This window comes from Angelakisella massiliensis (assembly GCF_900104675.1).
In the GTDB taxonomy this organism is placed as follows: Bacteria; Bacillota; Clostridia; order Oscillospirales; family Ruminococcaceae; genus Angelakisella; species Angelakisella massiliensis.
This window is the reverse complement of record NZ_LT629945.1, coordinates 1706870-1723776: the sequence shown is the minus strand read 5'-3', so window position 1 is coordinate 1723776 and position 16907 is coordinate 1706870. Positions and strand designations below refer to the sequence as shown.

Annotated in this window: 24 protein-coding genes; all 24 read left to right on the top strand. The window is 54.5% G+C overall.

The genetic code is table 11. The annotated features are described in order from the left end of the window. From BQ5383_RS13525 to BQ5383_RS13410, 24 genes are read left to right on the top strand one after another with little or no spacing between them, the layout of a single operon-like run. Positions 1–213 carry a hypothetical protein gene (locus BQ5383_RS13525; protein ID WP_057571440.1) on the top strand — a complete coding sequence of 71 codons (213 nt, stop codon included), beginning with the start codon at positions 1–3 and terminating at the stop codon, positions 211–213. After that, positions 210–605, top strand: a complete 396-nt coding sequence (locus BQ5383_RS13520) for a hypothetical protein (protein ID WP_071432795.1) — start codon at positions 210–212, stop codon at positions 603–605. The genes BQ5383_RS13525 and BQ5383_RS13520 overlap by 4 nt, the downstream gene beginning before the upstream one ends. Continuing rightward, positions 596–1183, top strand: coding sequence for a hypothetical protein (locus BQ5383_RS13515; protein ID WP_071432793.1), 588 nt, complete (start codon positions 596–598; stop codon positions 1181–1183). The genes BQ5383_RS13520 and BQ5383_RS13515 overlap by 10 nt, the downstream gene beginning before the upstream one ends. A gap of 10 nt (positions 1184–1193) precedes the next feature. Beyond that, positions 1194–2336, top strand: coding sequence for a hypothetical protein (locus BQ5383_RS13510; RefSeq protein ID WP_071432790.1), 1143 nt, complete (start codon positions 1194–1196; stop codon positions 2334–2336). A 26-nt stretch (positions 2337–2362) separates the two neighbouring features. After that, on the top strand, positions 2363–3442 hold the full coding sequence (locus BQ5383_RS13505) for an ankyrin repeat domain-containing protein (protein ID WP_071432788.1): 1080 nt from the start codon (positions 2363–2365) through the stop codon (positions 3440–3442). 4 nt (positions 3443–3446) lie between these two features. Next, positions 3447–4067: a hypothetical protein gene (locus BQ5383_RS13500; RefSeq protein WP_071432785.1), complete on the top strand. Its 621-nt coding sequence runs from the start codon at positions 3447–3449 to the stop codon at positions 4065–4067. Positions 4068–4079: 12 nt separating this feature from the next. Then, positions 4080–4919: a DUF2262 domain-containing protein gene (locus tag BQ5383_RS13495; RefSeq protein WP_071432783.1), complete on the top strand. Its 840-nt coding sequence runs from the start codon at positions 4080–4082 to the stop codon at positions 4917–4919. 13 nt (positions 4920–4932) lie between these two features. After that, a complete protein-coding gene (locus BQ5383_RS13490; RefSeq protein ID WP_071432781.1) occupies positions 4933–5436 on the top strand; it encodes a DUF2004 domain-containing protein in 504 nt (167 codons plus the stop codon). A gap of 16 nt (positions 5437–5452) precedes the next feature. Beyond that, positions 5453–5863 carry a hypothetical protein gene (locus BQ5383_RS13485; RefSeq protein WP_076944516.1) on the top strand — a complete coding sequence of 137 codons (411 nt, stop codon included), beginning with the start codon at positions 5453–5455 and terminating at the stop codon, positions 5861–5863. Between the two features lie 32 nt (positions 5864–5895). Then, positions 5896–6450, top strand: a complete 555-nt coding sequence (locus tag BQ5383_RS13480; RefSeq protein WP_071432777.1) for an SUKH-3 domain-containing protein — start codon at positions 5896–5898, stop codon at positions 6448–6450. A gap of 23 nt (positions 6451–6473) precedes the next feature. After that, on the top strand, positions 6474–7328 hold the full coding sequence (locus BQ5383_RS13475) for a YwqG family protein (protein WP_071432776.1): 855 nt from the start codon (positions 6474–6476) through the stop codon (positions 7326–7328). A 4-nt stretch (positions 7329–7332) separates the two neighbouring features. Then, positions 7333–8337: a DKNYY domain-containing protein gene (locus tag BQ5383_RS13470; RefSeq protein WP_071432773.1), complete on the top strand. Its 1005-nt coding sequence runs from the start codon at positions 7333–7335 to the stop codon at positions 8335–8337. Positions 8338–8353: 16 nt separating this feature from the next. Beyond that, entirely contained in the window at positions 8354–8899 is a 546-nt protein-coding gene (locus tag BQ5383_RS13465) for a hypothetical protein (protein ID WP_071432771.1), read from the top strand. Positions 8900–8915: 16 nt separating this feature from the next. Then, a complete protein-coding gene (locus tag BQ5383_RS13460; protein ID WP_071432769.1) occupies positions 8916–9242 on the top strand; it encodes a DUF5713 family protein in 327 nt (108 codons plus the stop codon). Between the two features lie 5 nt (positions 9243–9247). After that, on the top strand, positions 9248–10195 hold the full coding sequence (locus tag BQ5383_RS13455; RefSeq protein ID WP_071432766.1) for a DUF4241 domain-containing protein: 948 nt from the start codon (positions 9248–9250) through the stop codon (positions 10193–10195). 14 nt (positions 10196–10209) lie between these two features. Next, entirely contained in the window at positions 10210–11169 is a 960-nt protein-coding gene (locus BQ5383_RS13450; protein ID WP_071432764.1) for an NTF2 fold immunity protein, read from the top strand. An 8-nt stretch (positions 11170–11177) separates the two neighbouring features. Continuing rightward, the gene (locus BQ5383_RS13445; protein WP_071435111.1) at positions 11178–11414 is read left to right on the top strand and encodes a hypothetical protein; all 237 of its coding nucleotides are present in this window, start codon (positions 11178–11180) and stop codon (positions 11412–11414) included. Positions 11415–11429: 15 nt separating this feature from the next. Beyond that, positions 11430–12911 carry a hypothetical protein gene (locus BQ5383_RS13440; RefSeq protein ID WP_071432762.1) on the top strand — a complete coding sequence of 494 codons (1482 nt, stop codon included), beginning with the start codon at positions 11430–11432 and terminating at the stop codon, positions 12909–12911. Between the two features lie 12 nt (positions 12912–12923). Then, positions 12924–13166 carry a hypothetical protein gene (locus BQ5383_RS13435; RefSeq protein WP_207646816.1) on the top strand — a complete coding sequence of 81 codons (243 nt, stop codon included), beginning with the start codon at positions 12924–12926 and terminating at the stop codon, positions 13164–13166. Positions 13167–13184: 18 nt separating this feature from the next. Beyond that, positions 13185–14054: an NADAR family protein gene (locus BQ5383_RS13430; protein WP_071432758.1), complete on the top strand. Its 870-nt coding sequence runs from the start codon at positions 13185–13187 to the stop codon at positions 14052–14054. Next, a complete protein-coding gene (locus BQ5383_RS13425; RefSeq protein WP_235821987.1) occupies positions 14042–14500 on the top strand; it encodes a C-GCAxxG-C-C family protein in 459 nt (152 codons plus the stop codon). Before BQ5383_RS13430 ends, BQ5383_RS13425 begins: the two co-directional genes overlap by 13 nt. A gap of 23 nt (positions 14501–14523) precedes the next feature. Further along, entirely contained in the window at positions 14524–15234 is a 711-nt protein-coding gene (locus tag BQ5383_RS22075) for an immunity 51 family protein (RefSeq protein WP_071435109.1), read from the top strand. A gap of 21 nt (positions 15235–15255) precedes the next feature. Then, on the top strand, positions 15256–16206 hold the full coding sequence (locus tag BQ5383_RS13415) for a hypothetical protein (protein ID WP_071432753.1): 951 nt from the start codon (positions 15256–15258) through the stop codon (positions 16204–16206). Further along, positions 16203–16898, top strand: a complete 696-nt coding sequence (locus BQ5383_RS13410; protein ID WP_076944483.1) for a hypothetical protein — start codon at positions 16203–16205, stop codon at positions 16896–16898. Before BQ5383_RS13415 ends, BQ5383_RS13410 begins: the two co-directional genes overlap by 4 nt. Positions 16899–16907: the final 9 nt, after the last annotated feature.

The window sequence follows — 16907 nt, the reverse complement described above, 5'->3', positions numbered from 1 at the left end:
ATGACCCAAGAAGAACAGATCCGCCTCTATCGGCTGATGGAAAAGCTCAACTGGTTTTTCCACCAAGAGATGCACTACCTGGATCGGGAAACGGCGGAAAAGACCGCGCGGGAGTGTTACCCGGAGATTCGGGATTTTACATACGACATTTTATGGAACGACCTGCCCAAAGAGGTCCAGGAGCAGCTCACGGACGAGGAGGAATCCCTATGAGTACGCTGATTTGCTCTTTTGATGGCCTGCACGACAACAGAGTCCTGCGCTACTGCGCTGACTTTGAAGCCCATACCCTGCACATGGATACCCGGACCGAGGCTGGAGAGAAAGTATCCGTTCGCTTTACCGGCTTGCTGGCCCACTGGTTTGAGAATGTGATCCAGGACAACATCCTCTTCGGCATGGACGAGATCACCGTGGACGGGTTTTTCCAGCAGTACGAAGACCTGCTGGGCGGGACCATTTCTTATGGCTTTCCCGCCTGCTGCAGCATCGAGGAACTGCGAAAGCGCATGGACCGGGAGCACATCCGGGTATTTGTCATCGACTCTTCCCTTGGACTGTGTGGATTTGTACTGGCTCAGGAGGTGGAACTGCAATGTCCATAACTGCCTATAAAGTGGAAGCCGTCGGTCACGACCGAACTGGCAAGGACTTCGGTTATGTGAATATCATGTACCGACACGGCAACAAGAAGTCCTGTCCCCGGCCAGATCAATGTGAAAAGATGGAGGTCATGTGGGCGGACGAGAGCGTCTATGGGCCGCCTGCTCCTGGCAGCAAGGTGGGCGACTTTATACAGACATGGCTGATGGGCTCCTGGGACTGTGGAGTATTTACCCACCGGGAGATTGCCCAGCGGCTCATGGATACCTTCACCGGCCTGAAGCTCAAGGAACTGGCGTGGTTTGAGAACCCCAGAGAAAAGACTCTGAAAAACGGAAAACCCCGTGCGCGCCGGGCCAAGTGGCTGCCGGAGCGGGAGGTGGATCTGGTGTACCTCTACTCCGACTGCTATCTTGATGCCAGAAATCCCACTCCCGCCGAGACCGACTTTTTCACCGTCACAAGGATGGATGCCTGGGGTGTGAGCACTTGGTTCATGTGTACCCCAGAGGCCGCCGAGAAACTGATCGCCATGGATTACGACAATCTGGCCGTCAAGGAAACCACCATTGTGGGATAGGAGAAAATGAATGATGACTTTGGAACAACTGCCTCCCAAGGGCGTAAAGCGAGAACAGGCCATTTTAGAGCTGGGCAAGGATGAAGCAAATGGCGAACTGCTGTTCCAGCTTGTGAATACAGAAAAGGGCAAATGCAAAACGGCTGCTCAAAAGGCTTTGGCGCAGCTGGAGTATGCCCCTGCTGCCCCACTGTGGGCCAAGCTGGTCAAGGGCAAATGGATGGGCAGCAATATCATGTCGGATGCCTGTTCCGACTGTGTATCGGAGCAGATTGCCCCAGTAATTCTGAAGACTCTCTCCCATCTGCTGGACGAGGGGGACACAAAGCCACTGGATATAGAACAACTGAACTTCTGTTTCCATTTGATGTTAGGGAAAGCCTCGCCTAAAATGCTGGAGGTCTACCGCTTCCTGGCGGAAAACACCCAGCGGATCGCCCAGCTGAAACGCACGCCTGTTTATTCTGATGATGATTGTACCTCCTGGTGGATTACGGACGGGCTTCGCATTTGGGATGCCACACCCAAGGAAAAAGAGAAAATTCCCGCTGTGGTGCTGACCGCCTCCCTGATCCGCAACCCGGATGAGCGACTGCAAGCATTGGCTGATGAACTGAATGAACACTACGGCGGCAGCTGGCTGATGCCGGTCTTTATGAAGGCGATCATCACCCAGCCCAAGGAGCAGGTGTATGAAACCTATTCGCCCCTTCTGACTACGCCGCAAAAAGGCTATTTGTTCCATGCGCTGGGAATGCTCCATTACCGCTGTTATCCGGAAGACTGGACCTATGAACGCCTGGGCCCGGATGGAATGATCGCTCTGATTTTCTGGGGGGATTATAGCTATGGAACCTATGACACAAGGTTTATGATTGAACGCTATGTGGATCTGGATGAGCGGTGGCTCTTTGATTTGGCCAAGGACCCAGAGGGCCGCAAACCTACGGTGACATGGCAGACCTACAACCGGGGCGGTGTGCTATATGGAAGCTACGACGAAATGTTCATCAGCCTGCTGCCCCGCAAGGTGGAAAACCCGGAACTGAAGCGCATTCTGCGGGAATACTTCCATATTCGCAGCGAAAAAGTGAAAGTGGAAGAAAGTATTACTGTTTACAAAGATGCTGCTGAGCGGTTCGGAGATGAATGAGTACAAGTCGAGAAAGCAGGTGCCTTATGTACCAAATTGCATATATTGGCCGCTGGGAGACCATCCCGGAAACGGCTGCCGCCATCTGTGACCATGACACTCCCAAGCTGGAGGCGCTGCTCCAGGGCGGTCTGGATTTAGATGTTCCCATCCAGCTCAGCGAATACATCAAGTTGATGCCATTGGAGATCGCGGTTTTTCGGAATGATGTGCCCATGATTCACTTCCTACTGGAGCATGGAGCTGATCCCGGTCTGGCAGAGGAACAGCCCCTGCTGCTCACCGCTGCCCGCTGTTGTGGGCCGGAGGTTGTCTCCCTCTTTGCTGGACAGGCCACAAAACTCAGCCCGAAGCAGAAAGAGCGGGCCTTCCAGGAAGTGCGCTGGGGACAGCGAGCGGAGAATATCCAGGTGCTGGAGCAAGCCGGGATCACTGTGGACAAGTTTGGCAGCGAGGCATTCCGGGCGGCGGTGTCCGATGGACAGGCCGAGCTTGCCAAACTGCTGCTGGAAAAAGGGGCGGATATCAATTACCACAAGCCGGACATGGTGTTCCCTTACGCCTCCACCCCTGTCACCGAGGCCGCCCGCTCCAACAATTTCTCCATGGTGCGCTGGCTGGTGGAACAGGGAGCGGATATCACCCTTGTTGACAAATACGGCGACCGTCCCTACAGTGTGGCAGTTCAAAACAAGAATCAGGAGATGGCCGACTACCTGAAGGCCCTGGAGCCGGAGGAATGGCACAACGAGCAGGAAAAGATCCGGCAGCTCATGCCCTACAAGCTGCCTGCCAAGCTGGTGGAATACTTGAAGACCGGCCCCCTGGGGCTGGAGTTCCCGGATCAGGAATGGGTGAAGTGGGCGGAGCTCTACTCCTTCATGGATGTGCAGGAGATGACCTGGAAACGGAAAAAGCTGCTCTCTCTGATGGTGCAGATGGATAACTACAGCGACTATCTGCTGCTGTGGAGCCCCAGGGACAAAAAGCTGTGGTATCTGGATATCGAGCATGAGGAATTCCACCCTCTGGCCAAATGGGATGACTTCATCGCAGATCCCGGCCGGTATCTGAACGGGATGATCGAGGGTGAGTTTGAGGAGTAAAGCCATGACATCCATAGACTTTCTGAACAAGGTACATAAAAGCCTGGACTCGCAGGAATATAGCCTCTCTTATTCTCCGGCCAAGTCCAAGAATTATATGCTGTACTGCAATGGCAACTTCATCGGCGGCCTGTTCGATGAGGAACTGTGCTTCGTCTACGCCGACAGTGTGAGTGAACTGCTGGGGCAGCCGGAACCCGTCTACCGTGGCTACTCCAGCACCGCCCAGCATCGGATGCTGGTGATCCCGGAGGAACACTGGGCGAAGGCGCTGAAGCTGCTCTATGCCGAGAAATTCGACTGGAGCCGTTTGGTGTACGACATCACCTACACCAGCATTGGCGCGGCTGTGGTGGAGGACTTCTACGACGAGAATGTGGTGTTTCTGCGATTTTGCTTTGAAAAGGAACTGCTGAAAAAGAACCCGCTGGACCGGCAGGGCCGCATCCTGCGGATGGTCTATCTCAATCAGGACCTGACAACAGCGGGCAAAATTCTGTTCCCCAGACTGCTGGAAAAATTCCTTGTTTTTACCGACCGCGGCGGGAAAACCAGTCTGGAAACCATGCTGAAACGGTGGTACACCGCGCTGGAGAAGGAGTACCGCAGCCAGATCACGGGATAAGGGGGATACGCAATGTTTGAGGATTTCTATGAGATGTACGAGCCCGAGGAGCAGGAAGTGGTCGCGCTGATCAATCGCTGCATTGGGGGCGGATATAACTGGAAAGGCAAGTTTTGGGAAATGACCGTTGTGACACTGGGTATGGTGTTCTGTGACACCGGCAAGGTCAGTACCAAAGAGGAGCGGCTGGAATGGCCGGTCACCGAGGAGGAACGCAATAGCGACAAGGGCTGGGGACGCTTTGGCAAGGAGCAGATCTGCCGCCTGAAGATCCGCCAGATGAAAGAAGAATTGGCAAAGGATCTGGTGGTGCGCCCCTGGTGTATCTCCCAGGTGGTCAAGGCCCACGAGGACTGCCCGGAACTCCAGGCCGTTCTGGACGAGTACCACAAGCCAGTGGTGATCCAGGACCAGGTGCTGGGAGAACTGACACTGGACAAGGACTATGATACCTTCGAGGGCGAAATCCAGTGGTGCGGAAAGGATGTGAGCCTTTCTCTGGAGATCAATGCAGAAAGCAAGCCCTCCTGGACCCGCGCCCGCAGCGCCGCCAAGAAGCTGCTGGCCGACTGTGACACCTGGGATAAGGCCATGCGGGAGCTTGCAGCCAAGAACCTGACCGAGCTGGCCAACAACTGGCTCTCCCAAGATGAGGAAAACCCCCGCAATCCGGAAACCGACCCCATCACAGAGGACGAACTTGCCCGGCGAATCAGCCTGACGAGTCTGTCCGTCACCTCCGGCGGCAGCTTCACTGCCTGGTTTGACTGCGACGAGATGTTCACCGACCATGCGGTGACGGTCTACGGCTCCTTGAAAAAGGGCCTCAAAACTGCCAACATTGAGGGGTAAGGAGGATAACATTATGAAACTGAGCTGTAAACGTATTGATTTTACATATACCCCTGGCGAGGAAATCTTCACCTTTCCCGATGATTCGGGACTACCCTTTATCTTCGATGTAGAGGAAGAACTGACCGGCGATCCTGCTGCCATGGATGCGGTGGGAAAAATGCTGGATGAGGCGGAGAAATTGGCGGAGAAGGCCAAAGCCGCTATCAAAGCGGCGCTGGCGGACGAGGACAGCCGCTACCATAGCGTTGTGACATTTTTCATGGAGTTCCACCGGGACGATGTAGGCCCGGATATTGCGGCGGAACTTTTTCCGGGAACCGACCCATCCAAGCTGTCCTTTGCCGAGATGGTGGACTTTTTGAAGCTCAAGCGGTTCGGCAGTCTGGTGGATGACGAGATGGAACAACAAGTTTTCATTATGGATCTGTCCTTCAACCCGGAGATCACCGACGAGTTGATGGTAATCTACTTTGACTTAAACCAGGAGATTTTCTGTATTACCCATGAAAGCTGATGAAAGAGAATTGCCTATGGAAAAAGCGACTGCTGTTAATACCTGCTTAGGTGTTTTGAAGGGACGGGACTGCATCTATCTGGATCAGGTGAAACAGGATGCTCTGAACAATCTGACCTTTACGGGGGACATCAATGGCCATCTGATCTCCCAGCACAGAGACGAAAAAGACTGGTTTCCCTATATCCTCACCTTCCGGCGGGTGCTGGCCTATTTTGCCTGCGAACTGGACACCTATGAAAACCTGACTGAAACGGAGCCTCTGAACCGCAGCTCCTTCGATTTGATCGAGGACAGCACATGGCTGAAGTCTCTGCCAGTTCGGGAGGACTTTGACAAAGGCATCTATCGGCACTACCGGATGTTTACATACGATGTAGTTTACAACATCATTGCGGTTTCCTATGAGTTTGTAGCAGAGTTGTAAATGCCAGAAATATGTTAATGGAGGTAACCACCATGGTGAAAGAACGCATCCCCATTTCCGGCGATTTCAAAAGCAAGGTCAAGCAGTTGATGGAGTACGCCGGATGGCAGGAAGGGCGAAAAGTGGACATCTCCATTGCGGAAAAGTATTACGCCGAGCATGGTGCCCCGATGATGAAGTCCACCCAGCGGTTTTACCGCAAGTATTTCGGCCTGTGCTGTGAGTGGTACCTGGAACAAAAAAAACTGAACTGGGCGGCTGACTTCCAATTCGCTTTGTTCCCTTACCTGGTCAACGGGATCAAAAACCATTTGGAAGAAGCCTATTTTCGGGATATGTCCGGCTGTGAACTGGCAGAGGTAGAACAGGCTGCCGGTGAAAAATGCCAGCCTATCGGTCATATCGGCTACTACTACCCGGCGGAGGTTTGGATCTCCGAATACGGGAAACTGTATGCGAAATATGAGTATCAGGATGAGATCGAGTGCTTTCCGGATGTGTTTGCCCTGATCGAACGGGACCTGCGGCAGTGTAAATTTGATTCCGCTGCCATGAAAACGGTTGAGGCACTGGATGGAAAGCTGTAAGAACTCTTCAAGGAGGAACTGACATGAGCATCAAAGAAAAACTGGAGTCGTTGGGCAGAAACAGCATTCAGCTGAAAATTGCCAGAAAAGAAACATACAAGCTGGGCGCCACCCGCTTCGGCGGGAAGCCGGATGTGCCGCCGGACTTCGTTTGGCCCACCTATGAGGGCGAGAACTATGACCATGTGGTGAAGGATCGTCCTCTCACTTTCCTGGCTCAGTTCAACTGTGCGGAGCTGGCCCAGTTTGACAAAGAGCATCTTCTGCCCGATCACGGCCTGCTCTCCTTCTTCTATGAGACGGACACCCAGTGCTGGGGCTATGACCCCGAGGACAAAGGCTGTGCGCGTGTCTATTGGTTTGAGGATCTTTCGGCGCTGTCCGCCGCTGACTTCCCGGCGGATATGGAGGAAGACTTCAAGTTTCCAATGGTCAAGATCAGGATGGAATCGAAATGCTCCTATCCTTCCTGGGAGGACTTCAGCGAGGTGTTCCCGGATGAGGAGGATGACGACGCTTTCGACGATGCATGGGAGGAACTGACCGGCGAGGACTCAGAGGACCCGGATGACCGTTCCCAGTTGCTGGGTTGGCCCGATGTGATCCAGAACAGTATGTTCGACGAGTGCGACCTGGTATCCCAGGGCTATCGCCTGGGCAATCCCGAAAACTGGAATAGAATCCCGAAAGATATCCGCCAACAGGCGGAAGAAACGGCCCGTGACCGCTGGATGCTGCTGTTCCAGCTGGATACCGTGGAGCAGGGTGACTTCGAGTTGATGTTCGGAGACTGCGGGCACATCTATTTCTATATCACCAAAGAGGATCTGGCAGCCCGCCGCTTTGACCGGATCTGGCTGATCCTCCAGTGCTGTTAAAAATATGAAACAGGACTTTACTATTTGGCGCAATCAAATATTGCAGAATCCCCAGAACATTTCACCGCTGAAATTTGGTATGTCACAGGATGAGGTCATAGAAATCTTCGGGAATCCCGATGCTGTTTCCACCATGAGAAGCGACAGGAAACCTTTGATCCTCAAATTTCATGACATTGAACTGCATTTCGATAGAAAGGCCTCTCATGGGCTCTATTTGATTTATAGCGACGATGAGATCGAACTGAGCATAACTGGCATACACGAAGAACTGCTGCAACCGATCACCGGCACAGAGCCGGTGGACAATGAGTTTTTCCTTCAAGATGGAGCCGTTTATTTCTCTGGCCTATATGAAAACGGCTTGTTGAAGGGTGTTTCGCCCAAAGACTTCTGCTGCTGGCATTACTGGGGCAAATCCTCTACGGCCTGCTTTCTCGGTGGGATTCGCCTGCGTGTAGCAGACCCGGCATCGTTTCGGGTGTTAAACTATTCCTACGCAATGGACAAAACAGCCGTCTACACCACCAGCGGGAGAATCCCAGATGTAGAGCCAGCAGCCTTCCAGGTATTAGACAACGGCCAGAACGATTCGGGTGCGCCCCAAGGATATGCAAAGGATAGCCGGCAGGTCTACTTCCACAACGGAGACGGCAAGGTGAAGATCATCAAAGGCGCGGAAGTTTCCTCTTTCCGCTCGTTGGGCGACACCTATTTTGCCAGGGATGAGAAACGAATCTATGCTTACGGCAAGCAGCTTTCCAAGGCGGATCTGCCCTCATGGGAATTGCTCGGTCACTGGTATTCCCGCGATGCCAAGCGGGTGTACTACCTCAACCGGGAGATCAAGGGGGCGGATCGGGACAGTTTTACGGTATGCACCCCGCCAGACGCACCACCGCTTGCCGATCATCTGGCCCGTGACAAGGAACATTTTTACCAAAACGATGAAATGATTGAAGAACCGCTGTGGCTGGAAAGGCTGCATGAGTTAAAGCCAGAACAGTAGACGGAGGAATACGGCTATGGATTATTTGAAAGTACTGCGTGATGACCCTGATCTGGCAGAGGAGTTTGATTCCCTTTTTGACTTCTTCCTGCTGGATGAGTTGTCTCCGAGGGATGAGGCGGACGGCCGAGCAACCTTCACACTGCCCGGCATGGCTTTCGCCAGAGATGGCTCCGGCGGAGAATACCACCTGTTGGAAGATGGCTCCATCGGCTATTACAGCAGCGAAGGTGAGGCAGGCCGTCTGGCTGAGAGCATGGATGACCTTTTTTCACTGATCGTGAGCTGCATCTGCTGGCACGACTGCTGTGACGCAAAGGAGTATGCGGACTCCAAAACACTGGAGGAATACGGACAGAGGCAGCGCAACATCAACTTGGAAGATATGGATATGGACAGCTGGCGGCGGGTAGCTGATGCGCTCGGCATCCCTACCGATGAGCCGCTGGCTCCGGTTCTGGAGCGGTTCCGCAAAGCAACACAGCGCCAGCCTCTGTATCAGTGTATGTTCCATGAGGATGATGGCAGCCTGACCGAATCATACGGCCTGATGTTTGAATGAGAAAGGAGCAATCCCTATGAAAGCATTTGACCCCAATTACAAACTGCTGGACGAGATGTATCAGGACGATTACTATCCTGCTTTTTTGGTAGACAAGGTAAAGGACGAACTCCAGAAGGTCATCGACCTGCTGGAGAGCGGCGAAACCGACACCGAAGTAATACAGGAAACGCTGGATGAGGCGGTCTGCGGCATCAATGATCTCCAGGAGGAGTTTGACGAGAACGACAGCGAGATCGAAACGGTGGCACGGGACTGCATCGGTGTAACCGTGGACTACATTTTGAAGTGGTTTGGCATTCCCATTGATATGGAGGAAGCTATCCGGGAAAGAGACTGGTAATATCCATGGCAGAAAAAGAACTGGCCGTCTGTGATGAGTGCGGCAGCCTGTTTTTGAAAGGCTCCTCACAGATGATGGGGCTGTGCCCGGAATGCGCCCATGTTCTCTATGGCTACCCAAATTGTCCCCATCGTTTCCTGAATGGCCGGTGTGTGAACTGCTACTGGGACGGCTCTAAGAGCGAGTACATCCAGAAACACGACAAACAGGAGGAAACTACCATGCCGACAACAGAATGGCTGAACAAATACGAATCCATCAAAGACAAACTGGCCTGCAAAACAGACCTGGACGCTCATTTCACAGAGAAAGTGATCGGAACCATGGGCGTGGATGTGCTGGACATTGGCACCGTCCATTTTCCCACCGGAACGATCTTCGCCTGCGATCCGATGGTGGAGCTGGAGGACACGCAGCCCTTTATCCAGACGATCCCCGCCGGGACTTATCCGGTAAAGATCTGCGTGGTACCCAGTGAGAAATACGGCGACCGCTACGCCTGTGTCAAGGTGGAGGTCAGCCGAGAAAAGCCTGTCCGCTATGAGCTGGGCATGACCGGCAAAGAGAATTTGGACGAGGAATTGAGCGAGGACGATTATTTTGGCTTTGGCGTAGACGCCGGGATGGGCTGCGTTGCGGACATCCAGACCCAGGCGGCCTTCAAAACATACTGGGCCAAGCGGCTGGAGGAAGATCCGGACATCGACCCCTACAACGACCTGTTCTGCGATCTTCTGGAGGAAAACGCCAAAGCCCACCCTAAATATCAGGGAGACTACGGCGACTGGCTCAACTGGACGGTGCCGGACACGGACTGCAATCTGCCCATCTTTGCTTCCGGCTGGGGTGACGGCTACTATCCCGTCTACTTCGGCTATGATGCAAAGGGCGAAGTCTGCGCCGTGTATGTGCGCTTCATCGACATTGAAGCCAGCTACAAGGAGCAGGCGTAAGGAGGGAAACAGCGATGGAATGGCCGAAACGGGCGCGGACAGTGAACTGGGAGAGCGGTGTCCTGACCTTAGATAGAGAGAAGCAATTGGAAGTCCCGGAGCTGACCGAAGAGATCATGGAGCAGCTGGCCGGTTACACCTTGGTGGGCTTCCATGTGAAAGGCTATCCGGTGACCGATGAACTGCTTACCCCTTTTGCCGGACATAAAAGTATGGCCAACTTCGGCGTGGAGGACGGCGCACTCACCGACGCCTGTTTCCCTGTCTTTTCCGCTATGCCCAAGCTGCGCTATCTGCTGCTGGACGGCAATGCCGCCATCCACGGCAGCGGTCTGTCCGCCTTGCAAGGCTGCAAGCTGGACCTTATCACTCTCAACCGCACCGGGCTGGACGATGCCGGTCTTCTCCAGGCGGCCTCCATCCCCAAGCTCTCCCACATCCAGATCGACCATACCGCCGTTACCTATGAGGGCCTGCTGGCCATCGCCGGTAACAACCGCATCGAGCCGGTGGCCCATGTGCAATTCACCAAGGAGCAGATGGAACACTTCTCCCAGCTCCAGCGGGAAAAGGCCAAAAAGCCCGTCCAGCTGGATGAGCAGGCGGCGGAAGAATGCCGCAGGGTGCTGTCCGCTTTCTTTGCCGAGATGACGCAGTGGGAGCAGTACATGGAGTATGCCGGGTTTGAAGATGCCGAGGCTGTGCCCCGCCTGCTGGCGATCTGGGAAAAGTATGTGAGCGAAAAGCCCCGTCCGGGCTACCGGCCTCTGGGCATCTCATACAGTGCCCAGGGCACCTACAACGGGGAAGAATTCCTTGACGCGGAGCAGATCACCAAGAACAAGCTCTACATCTACACCAGAGAGAAAAATACCGGCTTTGACCGCCGTTTTCTCATGAAGCGTGTGGGCGATAACTGGATGATCGACGGGGTTCAGGAGCGGCTGGACGGCTGGCAGCGCACGGGATTGTGAGGCATCACATGGCTTGGGAATATGAAACCTTTGGCCCAGACGGTCAATGCAAATTGTTCGGTGTGAACATCTTTAACTACGATTGGCAAACCACCGGAAAGCGAGTAAAAGTCCAAGACCCGATCTATCACCAAGACCATACCTTCGAGGTCTGGCAGGTGGAGATTGACGGGCAGATCCACCGCTTTGCTGCTGGAGAGTTCTCCAACTGCGTATGGGGATTCTATCTGGAAAAGAACGGATGAGAGGAGCGTGGCGCTATGAAAGCCAGCGCCGGAGAGGTCTATACAGTCTACAACCAATATCTGAAACGCTACACCGCCTGTCAGGTGGCCTATATTGCGCCGCCGGACACGGTGAGCAAAGAATCTTGGGCGGTGATCCTCTCTCTGGATTGGGTGGGAGACGCCCCTTTGACAGCGGAGGAACTGCCCCATCTCCGCCCGCTCTACAAGGACTTCATGTACTGGTCCCGCGACCTCCACCTGCTGCGGGTGCCGTTGGAGGTCCCGCCCCAGTACACGCTGGTAGGCACACTGCCGCCCTTCACCGACCAGCCCTGCCGCTCCTATGGCGGCTGGAGTGACGGCTATGATGTGTATCTCCAGATCCGGTGGCAGGCCATTCCGGAGGAACGGCGGCGGGCCTTCAAGGAGGCCATGGAGAGCGAAGAGAAAACGGAGATCGGCGGTATCCCGGTGAAGGTCAGCAGCCATCGGGTGACGGACCAGTACGAACCATTCGATTCGGCGCTGGAACTAAAGGCGCTGCCTTGCCTCTCTACCCTCATCTGCGAGCGGTGGCACCCGGATCTGCTGGAGTTTTTGCGGGAAAACCCCTTTGTTGATGAAGTGACTTTGCTGAACCACGGTCAGAGGACACTTGATCTGCGGGGCACCAGCATCAGAAAGCTGATGCTGGACATGACCGGGCTGGAGGAACTGTGGCTGTGTGAGGGAACGGAGCAGCTCCTGTTCCAGAACAAGGGGCTGGACGCCTGTACCATCCATGCCCCCGAAGATGGCAGCAGCTTGACCCTCCAATTTATCGGGGAATACTGCCCGCACACGGAACTGCCGAACCTACGGGGGCTGCATGGCATCGAGCTGAAGGACTTTGATCTGACCGGGCTGGCTGCTGCCCATCCCCACCTGAAGGAACTGCGGCTCTGGGGCGCGCCGGGAAACCTGGGGAACTTCTCCGCCGTGGGAGGGTTCCGGGAACTGACGAACCTCTCCACCTTCGACCTGTTCGGCTTCGGCGCAGCTGACATCCCCACCCCGGAACAGGCGCCGGAGCTTCGCTGGTTCTGGATGACCAGCCTGCCGGAGACGGCGGCAAAAGCGGCAAAGCAGCTCTGGAAAAGCAAGCCGGGAATGGATCTGCGGATCACTAAGGCCCGGAAACCGGAGTGGCTGGCGCAAAACCTGGACAATCCCTTCCGGGGCTGGGACGGTGCGGAGCATATCCCTGCCGCCGCTGCGAAAAAGGCAGCCAATCAATACCGCAAGACCCGTTCCCAGCTGATGAAGCTGGCCGCTGCGCCGGGTGAGGACGCCCAGGCCCAGGCGCTTGATGCGGTGACAGCCTATACCCAGACCTTCAACAAGATGGGCTTTATCGAAACCGAGGAACGGGATGAAATCTACATGGCCCTGCGGGGTATCCTGGATGCCCTGCCGGGTGATGCGCTCCAGAAAGATGCCCTGATTGAGAAGTTTGATGAACTTCGTGATTTTTGAGGCGGGGTGAGGATGGACCAGACAGTAATTTACAATGGCCAAATTCTTACCCTGACTCGGTTTTGGGCGACGGGAGAGCCTTGCCTGTGGATCACCGACCCAGAGCAAATCGGGATGCCCAAAATGGAATTTGTGGGAGGCCACCCGGACGAATACTGCATTTTCCTGAAAAATCTGACGGAATCAGAGCTGGCACAGATCACATCTCTGAATGGCGCCCCACTGGATATGAAAAAAGAACTGAGCGATATCTGACAGGAAAGGGCGAACCCTATGGCACTACAAGATAAGAAAATCATGCCTCCCCCTTGGCTGGCCCACCGGGAGATCGAGCGATACTCCATTGGCTGGCGCATGGGCTATGGGGAGGATTACATATACCGATTTGGCGATTGGCTGGACACCCTCTCCCCGGAGGAGCGGACGGAATACCGCACTCTCTTTCCCGAGCCGGTGACCTGGAAGGGCTGGTGGGATGACGAGGACAGCAGCGAGGTACTGGAGCATGGTGACTTCTTGGTGGATGCGTGGCAGCCGGAAGGCCAGCCAAAGTACACCCGCCAGTGGCTCCAGCAGGAGTTTGCCGCCGGGCGGAAGCGGGAGCTGTGCCTGTTCTGGGGCCATCAGCTATCCGAGGACGGCCAGCTGACAAAAAGCTGCCTCAGCCAGTGGTGGATGGAGGACTTCTATACGACGGCTGACTCCTACCTCTGCATGGAGCAGTATATGATGGCTGCCAAGGCCGAGCTGTTCGGTGACAAAGAGATCCGAGACCAGATTTTGAAATGCAGCGACCAAAAGCAGATCAAGGCCCTGGGCCGTAAGGTGCGGGGCTTTGACCAGAAGGTATGGGACAAGTTCAAGTACGCCATTGTGCTGCTTGGCAACTGGCACAAATTCAGCCAGAACCGCGAACTGCGGGAGTTTCTCCTTTCCACCGGGGACAGCGTGCTGGTGGAGGCCAGCCCCTATGATGCCATCTGGGGTATCCGCCTCGCGGCCAGCTCCCCGGAGGCCCAGGACCCCATGAAGTGGCGGGGACAAAATCTGCTTGGCTTTGCGCTGATGGAAGTGCGGGACGAGCTGCGCCGGGTGACACAGAATGAAATGCTTTGCGATTGGAGTATGGTATGGCAACAATGAAACTCTATGAACTGGTGAACCACTACCACATCGGCACGGAACTGACCTGCGCCGAGGCGATGTTCATGGCCTGCAATGAATATTACCATCTGAATTTGTCCGAGGAGACCCGGAAAATGTTCTCCGTCATGGGTCTTGGGATGCAGACTGAGCAGTCCTGCTGCGGTGCCTTTACCGTGGCGGTGGGGATCATTGGGCTGATGACCGCAAAAGAAGGTCAGACGGATGTGAGCAACATGGAAGGCTATGGGATGATTGCTGAATTGACGGAGTTTATGCTGGGCTTCTATGGAACGCTCCACTGTGTCGAGCTGCAAAGGCTGGAGATCGTGGGCTACGAAAACCCCTGCCACGCCATTGTGGAGGCGCTGGCCAAAAAGCTGGAGGAACTGTTGGCGAACCGCAGGATCTTCTGTCCGGCAAACGGAGGACAACTGAGCTGCTGATGTGCCGGAAAGCGAGGGATTACATGAAAGACTTTTCCCAATACGGAAACAGACCGGACAACCAGTGGGAGATGCTGCCCTGGATACCCGATCCGCGTCCGCCTTTCAAAATCTGGGTGAAGCCGGAGCAGATCGCGCCATTCTTCCTCATTCCCCACCACCCCTATGCCATCTCCCTTCTGCTGAAAATCAACGATGGATTCCGGACGGAAGAATTCCGTCGGCTGGGACTGACCGGCAGCAGCGGAGACTGGGAACGGCTGGTCCGGGGCGTGATCCGGGAGTTTGAGGAAAACAATAGTGGTGAGGATCTGTTTCACTTTGACTCCGACGAGGATGTGTTCTGCGTCTATTCCCAATACATCGACGACCTGATGATGCTGGCCAAAATGATCCGGGCGGCCTGTGCCGATGAAAAAACGATGCGGACTTATCTTGGCAAGATCGAGTACATCAAGCTCTTTTGGGAGGGCGCACCGGAGGGTGAACCATCGGTCATCCTCTATGAAGTGGATACCGAAAATGAGCGGCTGGCCCTCCGCTCCATTGACATCTCTGCGGATGGACGCACCCGCAACATCCCTGACCTTTACGACGGTGCCATCGAGATCACGCCGATCCCCACTGTGGAGGAATTGAACGCCCATGTCTGGGGCGAGGAATTCCACGCCTGCATCATAGAGCAGGCGGAATTTGAGGCCATCTGGGAAACTCACACCTATGATGGAGCATGAAAGTAACCAGGAGGAGACCCAATGAACAAATCCTTAAAAGCAAAAAATCTGCCGTTGTTCTCCATCATTGACCTGGACCAGCTGCGCCGAGAAAACCATCTGGAGGGCACAGAAGTGACAGACTTTTTCACGGCAAGGGATGGAAAAGTCTATCTTCTCATGGAACAGCCGTCCGAAACACAGGGTAAGGACTGGCTCAGCACTCCTTCCACCTATACCGCAGTGGAGATCCAGCTGGATTGGGCGGAACAGCGGGTGCTGGAAACGACGCTGTTTCCTCTTGGCCTCTTGAAGTTCCAGTTCCATTATTTGCGGCCCGCAGGTGATCACTTCCTCCTGCTGGGGGCAAGATGCGCCTATCGGGAAAACGGCCCCGACCAGAACGCCTGGATCGTCAGCCGGGACGGAACTGTGCTGTCCCGTTTCTGCCTGGGGGATGGCATTCAAGACTGTGTGGTAAAAAAAGATGGCACCATCATTACCAGCTACTTTGATGAAGGTGTATTTGGTAATTACGGTTGGGATGAACCTCTGGGTGCTTGCGGCCTGATTGCATGGACATCGGAGGGAACTCCTCTCTGGAAGAATGAGAAGTATTCCATCTATGACTGCTATGCCATCAGCCTGGACGAAGAAGAAAACCTGTGGTTCTATTATTACGATGAATTCCAGCTGGTGCGGACGAACTTCAAAGAGGATCTTGTGTTTGAACTGCCAATCGAAGGAAGTGGAGCTTTTTCTGTTGCCCCGTCCGGCAATGCCTTCCTGTTTCAAGGCGGATACCAGCAACGGGACAAATTCTACTTCCTTACCGCTCATGGTGATCACCTTGGGCAAAAACAGGAGACTATTCCCACCTGTGACGGAAACAAGGTCGCTGTGGTGCAGTGCAGCCTGCTTCGCAGCCAGATGCTGTTCCTCGGAAAAAACGACGTTCTCTATGGCGGGGTACTTGGTGAAAGCGAGGAATGACAATGGTTGAGATCAATCGTGTCTGGCTCAATGTGGATACAGACACCAACAAAATCACACTATTCAGCCGTCCCCGTGTATCCATCCGTGTAGATGAGTACATTTGGAGCTTGATCGAAGAACATATCGTGAAGCCCCATAAGCTCATGCGCAGCGAAAAGCATAGGTATCTGCTGAAAATTGCCTTTGGCCGATTTGATCCGGTGCGGCACCGGTATTATCCGCTTTCCCCGTACAACGGGCAGCTTCGGGAAGGCGTCAAGCCGGACAGCGCAAACGGATGGTATCCCCTTGAGGACTTTGCAGACTCTGAGGAACGCGCCACCTGGTTCTCCCCCGATAAAATCTGGACAAACTGCGGCAACAAGGTTCTGGATGTGAATGTTGATGCCGCCAATGTGAGCGAGAGCATCACCCCCAGAGAATACGCAGACTTGCTGTTTGATGGGATCGGGGCAGCATTGGTGTTTAACTTCAAAAGGCTCAAGCGCGAGGAGTTTGATGGGCTGAAACCCAAGATTGACTGGAGCGTGGTAGAGAGATTTCCCTTTCCCGCACCCTTTGAGGAGCAGCAGTACATTGGGGACGAGGGCAAAATTCATGTGTATTCCTGGGATGGCCGGCAGGAAACGAACCTTGTAGGCCCTTATTCTGTGCGGGATTTATATCTGGACCATTTCGGAAAATTGTGAGGTGAGCAC

Bases quoted from the DNA above. Each gene is read 5' to 3' on its own strand.
- BQ5383_RS13525 (WP_057571440.1), top strand. From the start codon at position 1: ATGACCCAAGAAGAACAGATCCGCCTCTATCGGCTGATGGAAAAGCTC.
- BQ5383_RS13520 (WP_071432795.1), top strand. From the start codon at position 210: ATGAGTACGCTGATTTGCTCTTTTGATGGCCTGCACGACAACAGAGTC.
- BQ5383_RS13515 (WP_071432793.1), top strand. From the start codon at position 596: ATGTCCATAACTGCCTATAAAGTGGAAGCCGTCGGTCACGACCGAACT.
- BQ5383_RS13510 (WP_071432790.1), top strand. From the start codon at position 1,194: ATGATGACTTTGGAACAACTGCCTCCCAAGGGCGTAAAGCGAGAACAG.
- BQ5383_RS13505 (WP_071432788.1), top strand. From the start codon at position 2,363: ATGTACCAAATTGCATATATTGGCCGCTGGGAGACCATCCCGGAAACG.
- BQ5383_RS13500 (WP_071432785.1), top strand. From the start codon at position 3,447: ATGACATCCATAGACTTTCTGAACAAGGTACATAAAAGCCTGGACTCG.
- BQ5383_RS13495 (WP_071432783.1), top strand. From the start codon at position 4,080: ATGTTTGAGGATTTCTATGAGATGTACGAGCCCGAGGAGCAGGAAGTG.
- BQ5383_RS13490 (WP_071432781.1), top strand. From the start codon at position 4,933: ATGAAACTGAGCTGTAAACGTATTGATTTTACATATACCCCTGGCGAG.
- BQ5383_RS13485 (WP_076944516.1), top strand. From the start codon at position 5,453: ATGGAAAAAGCGACTGCTGTTAATACCTGCTTAGGTGTTTTGAAGGGA.
- BQ5383_RS13480 (WP_071432777.1), top strand. From the start codon at position 5,896: ATGGTGAAAGAACGCATCCCCATTTCCGGCGATTTCAAAAGCAAGGTC.
- BQ5383_RS13475 (WP_071432776.1), top strand. From the start codon at position 6,474: ATGAGCATCAAAGAAAAACTGGAGTCGTTGGGCAGAAACAGCATTCAG.
- BQ5383_RS13470 (WP_071432773.1), top strand. From the start codon at position 7,333: ATGAAACAGGACTTTACTATTTGGCGCAATCAAATATTGCAGAATCCC.
- BQ5383_RS13465 (WP_071432771.1), top strand. From the start codon at position 8,354: ATGGATTATTTGAAAGTACTGCGTGATGACCCTGATCTGGCAGAGGAG.
- BQ5383_RS13460 (WP_071432769.1), top strand. From the start codon at position 8,916: ATGAAAGCATTTGACCCCAATTACAAACTGCTGGACGAGATGTATCAG.
- BQ5383_RS13455 (WP_071432766.1), top strand. From the start codon at position 9,248: ATGGCAGAAAAAGAACTGGCCGTCTGTGATGAGTGCGGCAGCCTGTTT.
- BQ5383_RS13450 (WP_071432764.1), top strand. From the start codon at position 10,210: ATGGAATGGCCGAAACGGGCGCGGACAGTGAACTGGGAGAGCGGTGTC.
- BQ5383_RS13445 (WP_071435111.1), top strand. From the start codon at position 11,178: ATGGCTTGGGAATATGAAACCTTTGGCCCAGACGGTCAATGCAAATTG.
- BQ5383_RS13440 (WP_071432762.1), top strand. From the start codon at position 11,430: ATGAAAGCCAGCGCCGGAGAGGTCTATACAGTCTACAACCAATATCTG.
- BQ5383_RS13435 (WP_207646816.1), top strand. From the start codon at position 12,924: ATGGACCAGACAGTAATTTACAATGGCCAAATTCTTACCCTGACTCGG.
- BQ5383_RS13430 (WP_071432758.1), top strand. From the start codon at position 13,185: ATGGCACTACAAGATAAGAAAATCATGCCTCCCCCTTGGCTGGCCCAC.
- BQ5383_RS13425 (WP_235821987.1), top strand. From the start codon at position 14,042: ATGGCAACAATGAAACTCTATGAACTGGTGAACCACTACCACATCGGC.
- BQ5383_RS22075 (WP_071435109.1), top strand. From the start codon at position 14,524: ATGAAAGACTTTTCCCAATACGGAAACAGACCGGACAACCAGTGGGAG.
- BQ5383_RS13415 (WP_071432753.1), top strand. From the start codon at position 15,256: ATGAACAAATCCTTAAAAGCAAAAAATCTGCCGTTGTTCTCCATCATT.
- BQ5383_RS13410 (WP_076944483.1), top strand. From the start codon at position 16,203: ATGACAATGGTTGAGATCAATCGTGTCTGGCTCAATGTGGATACAGAC.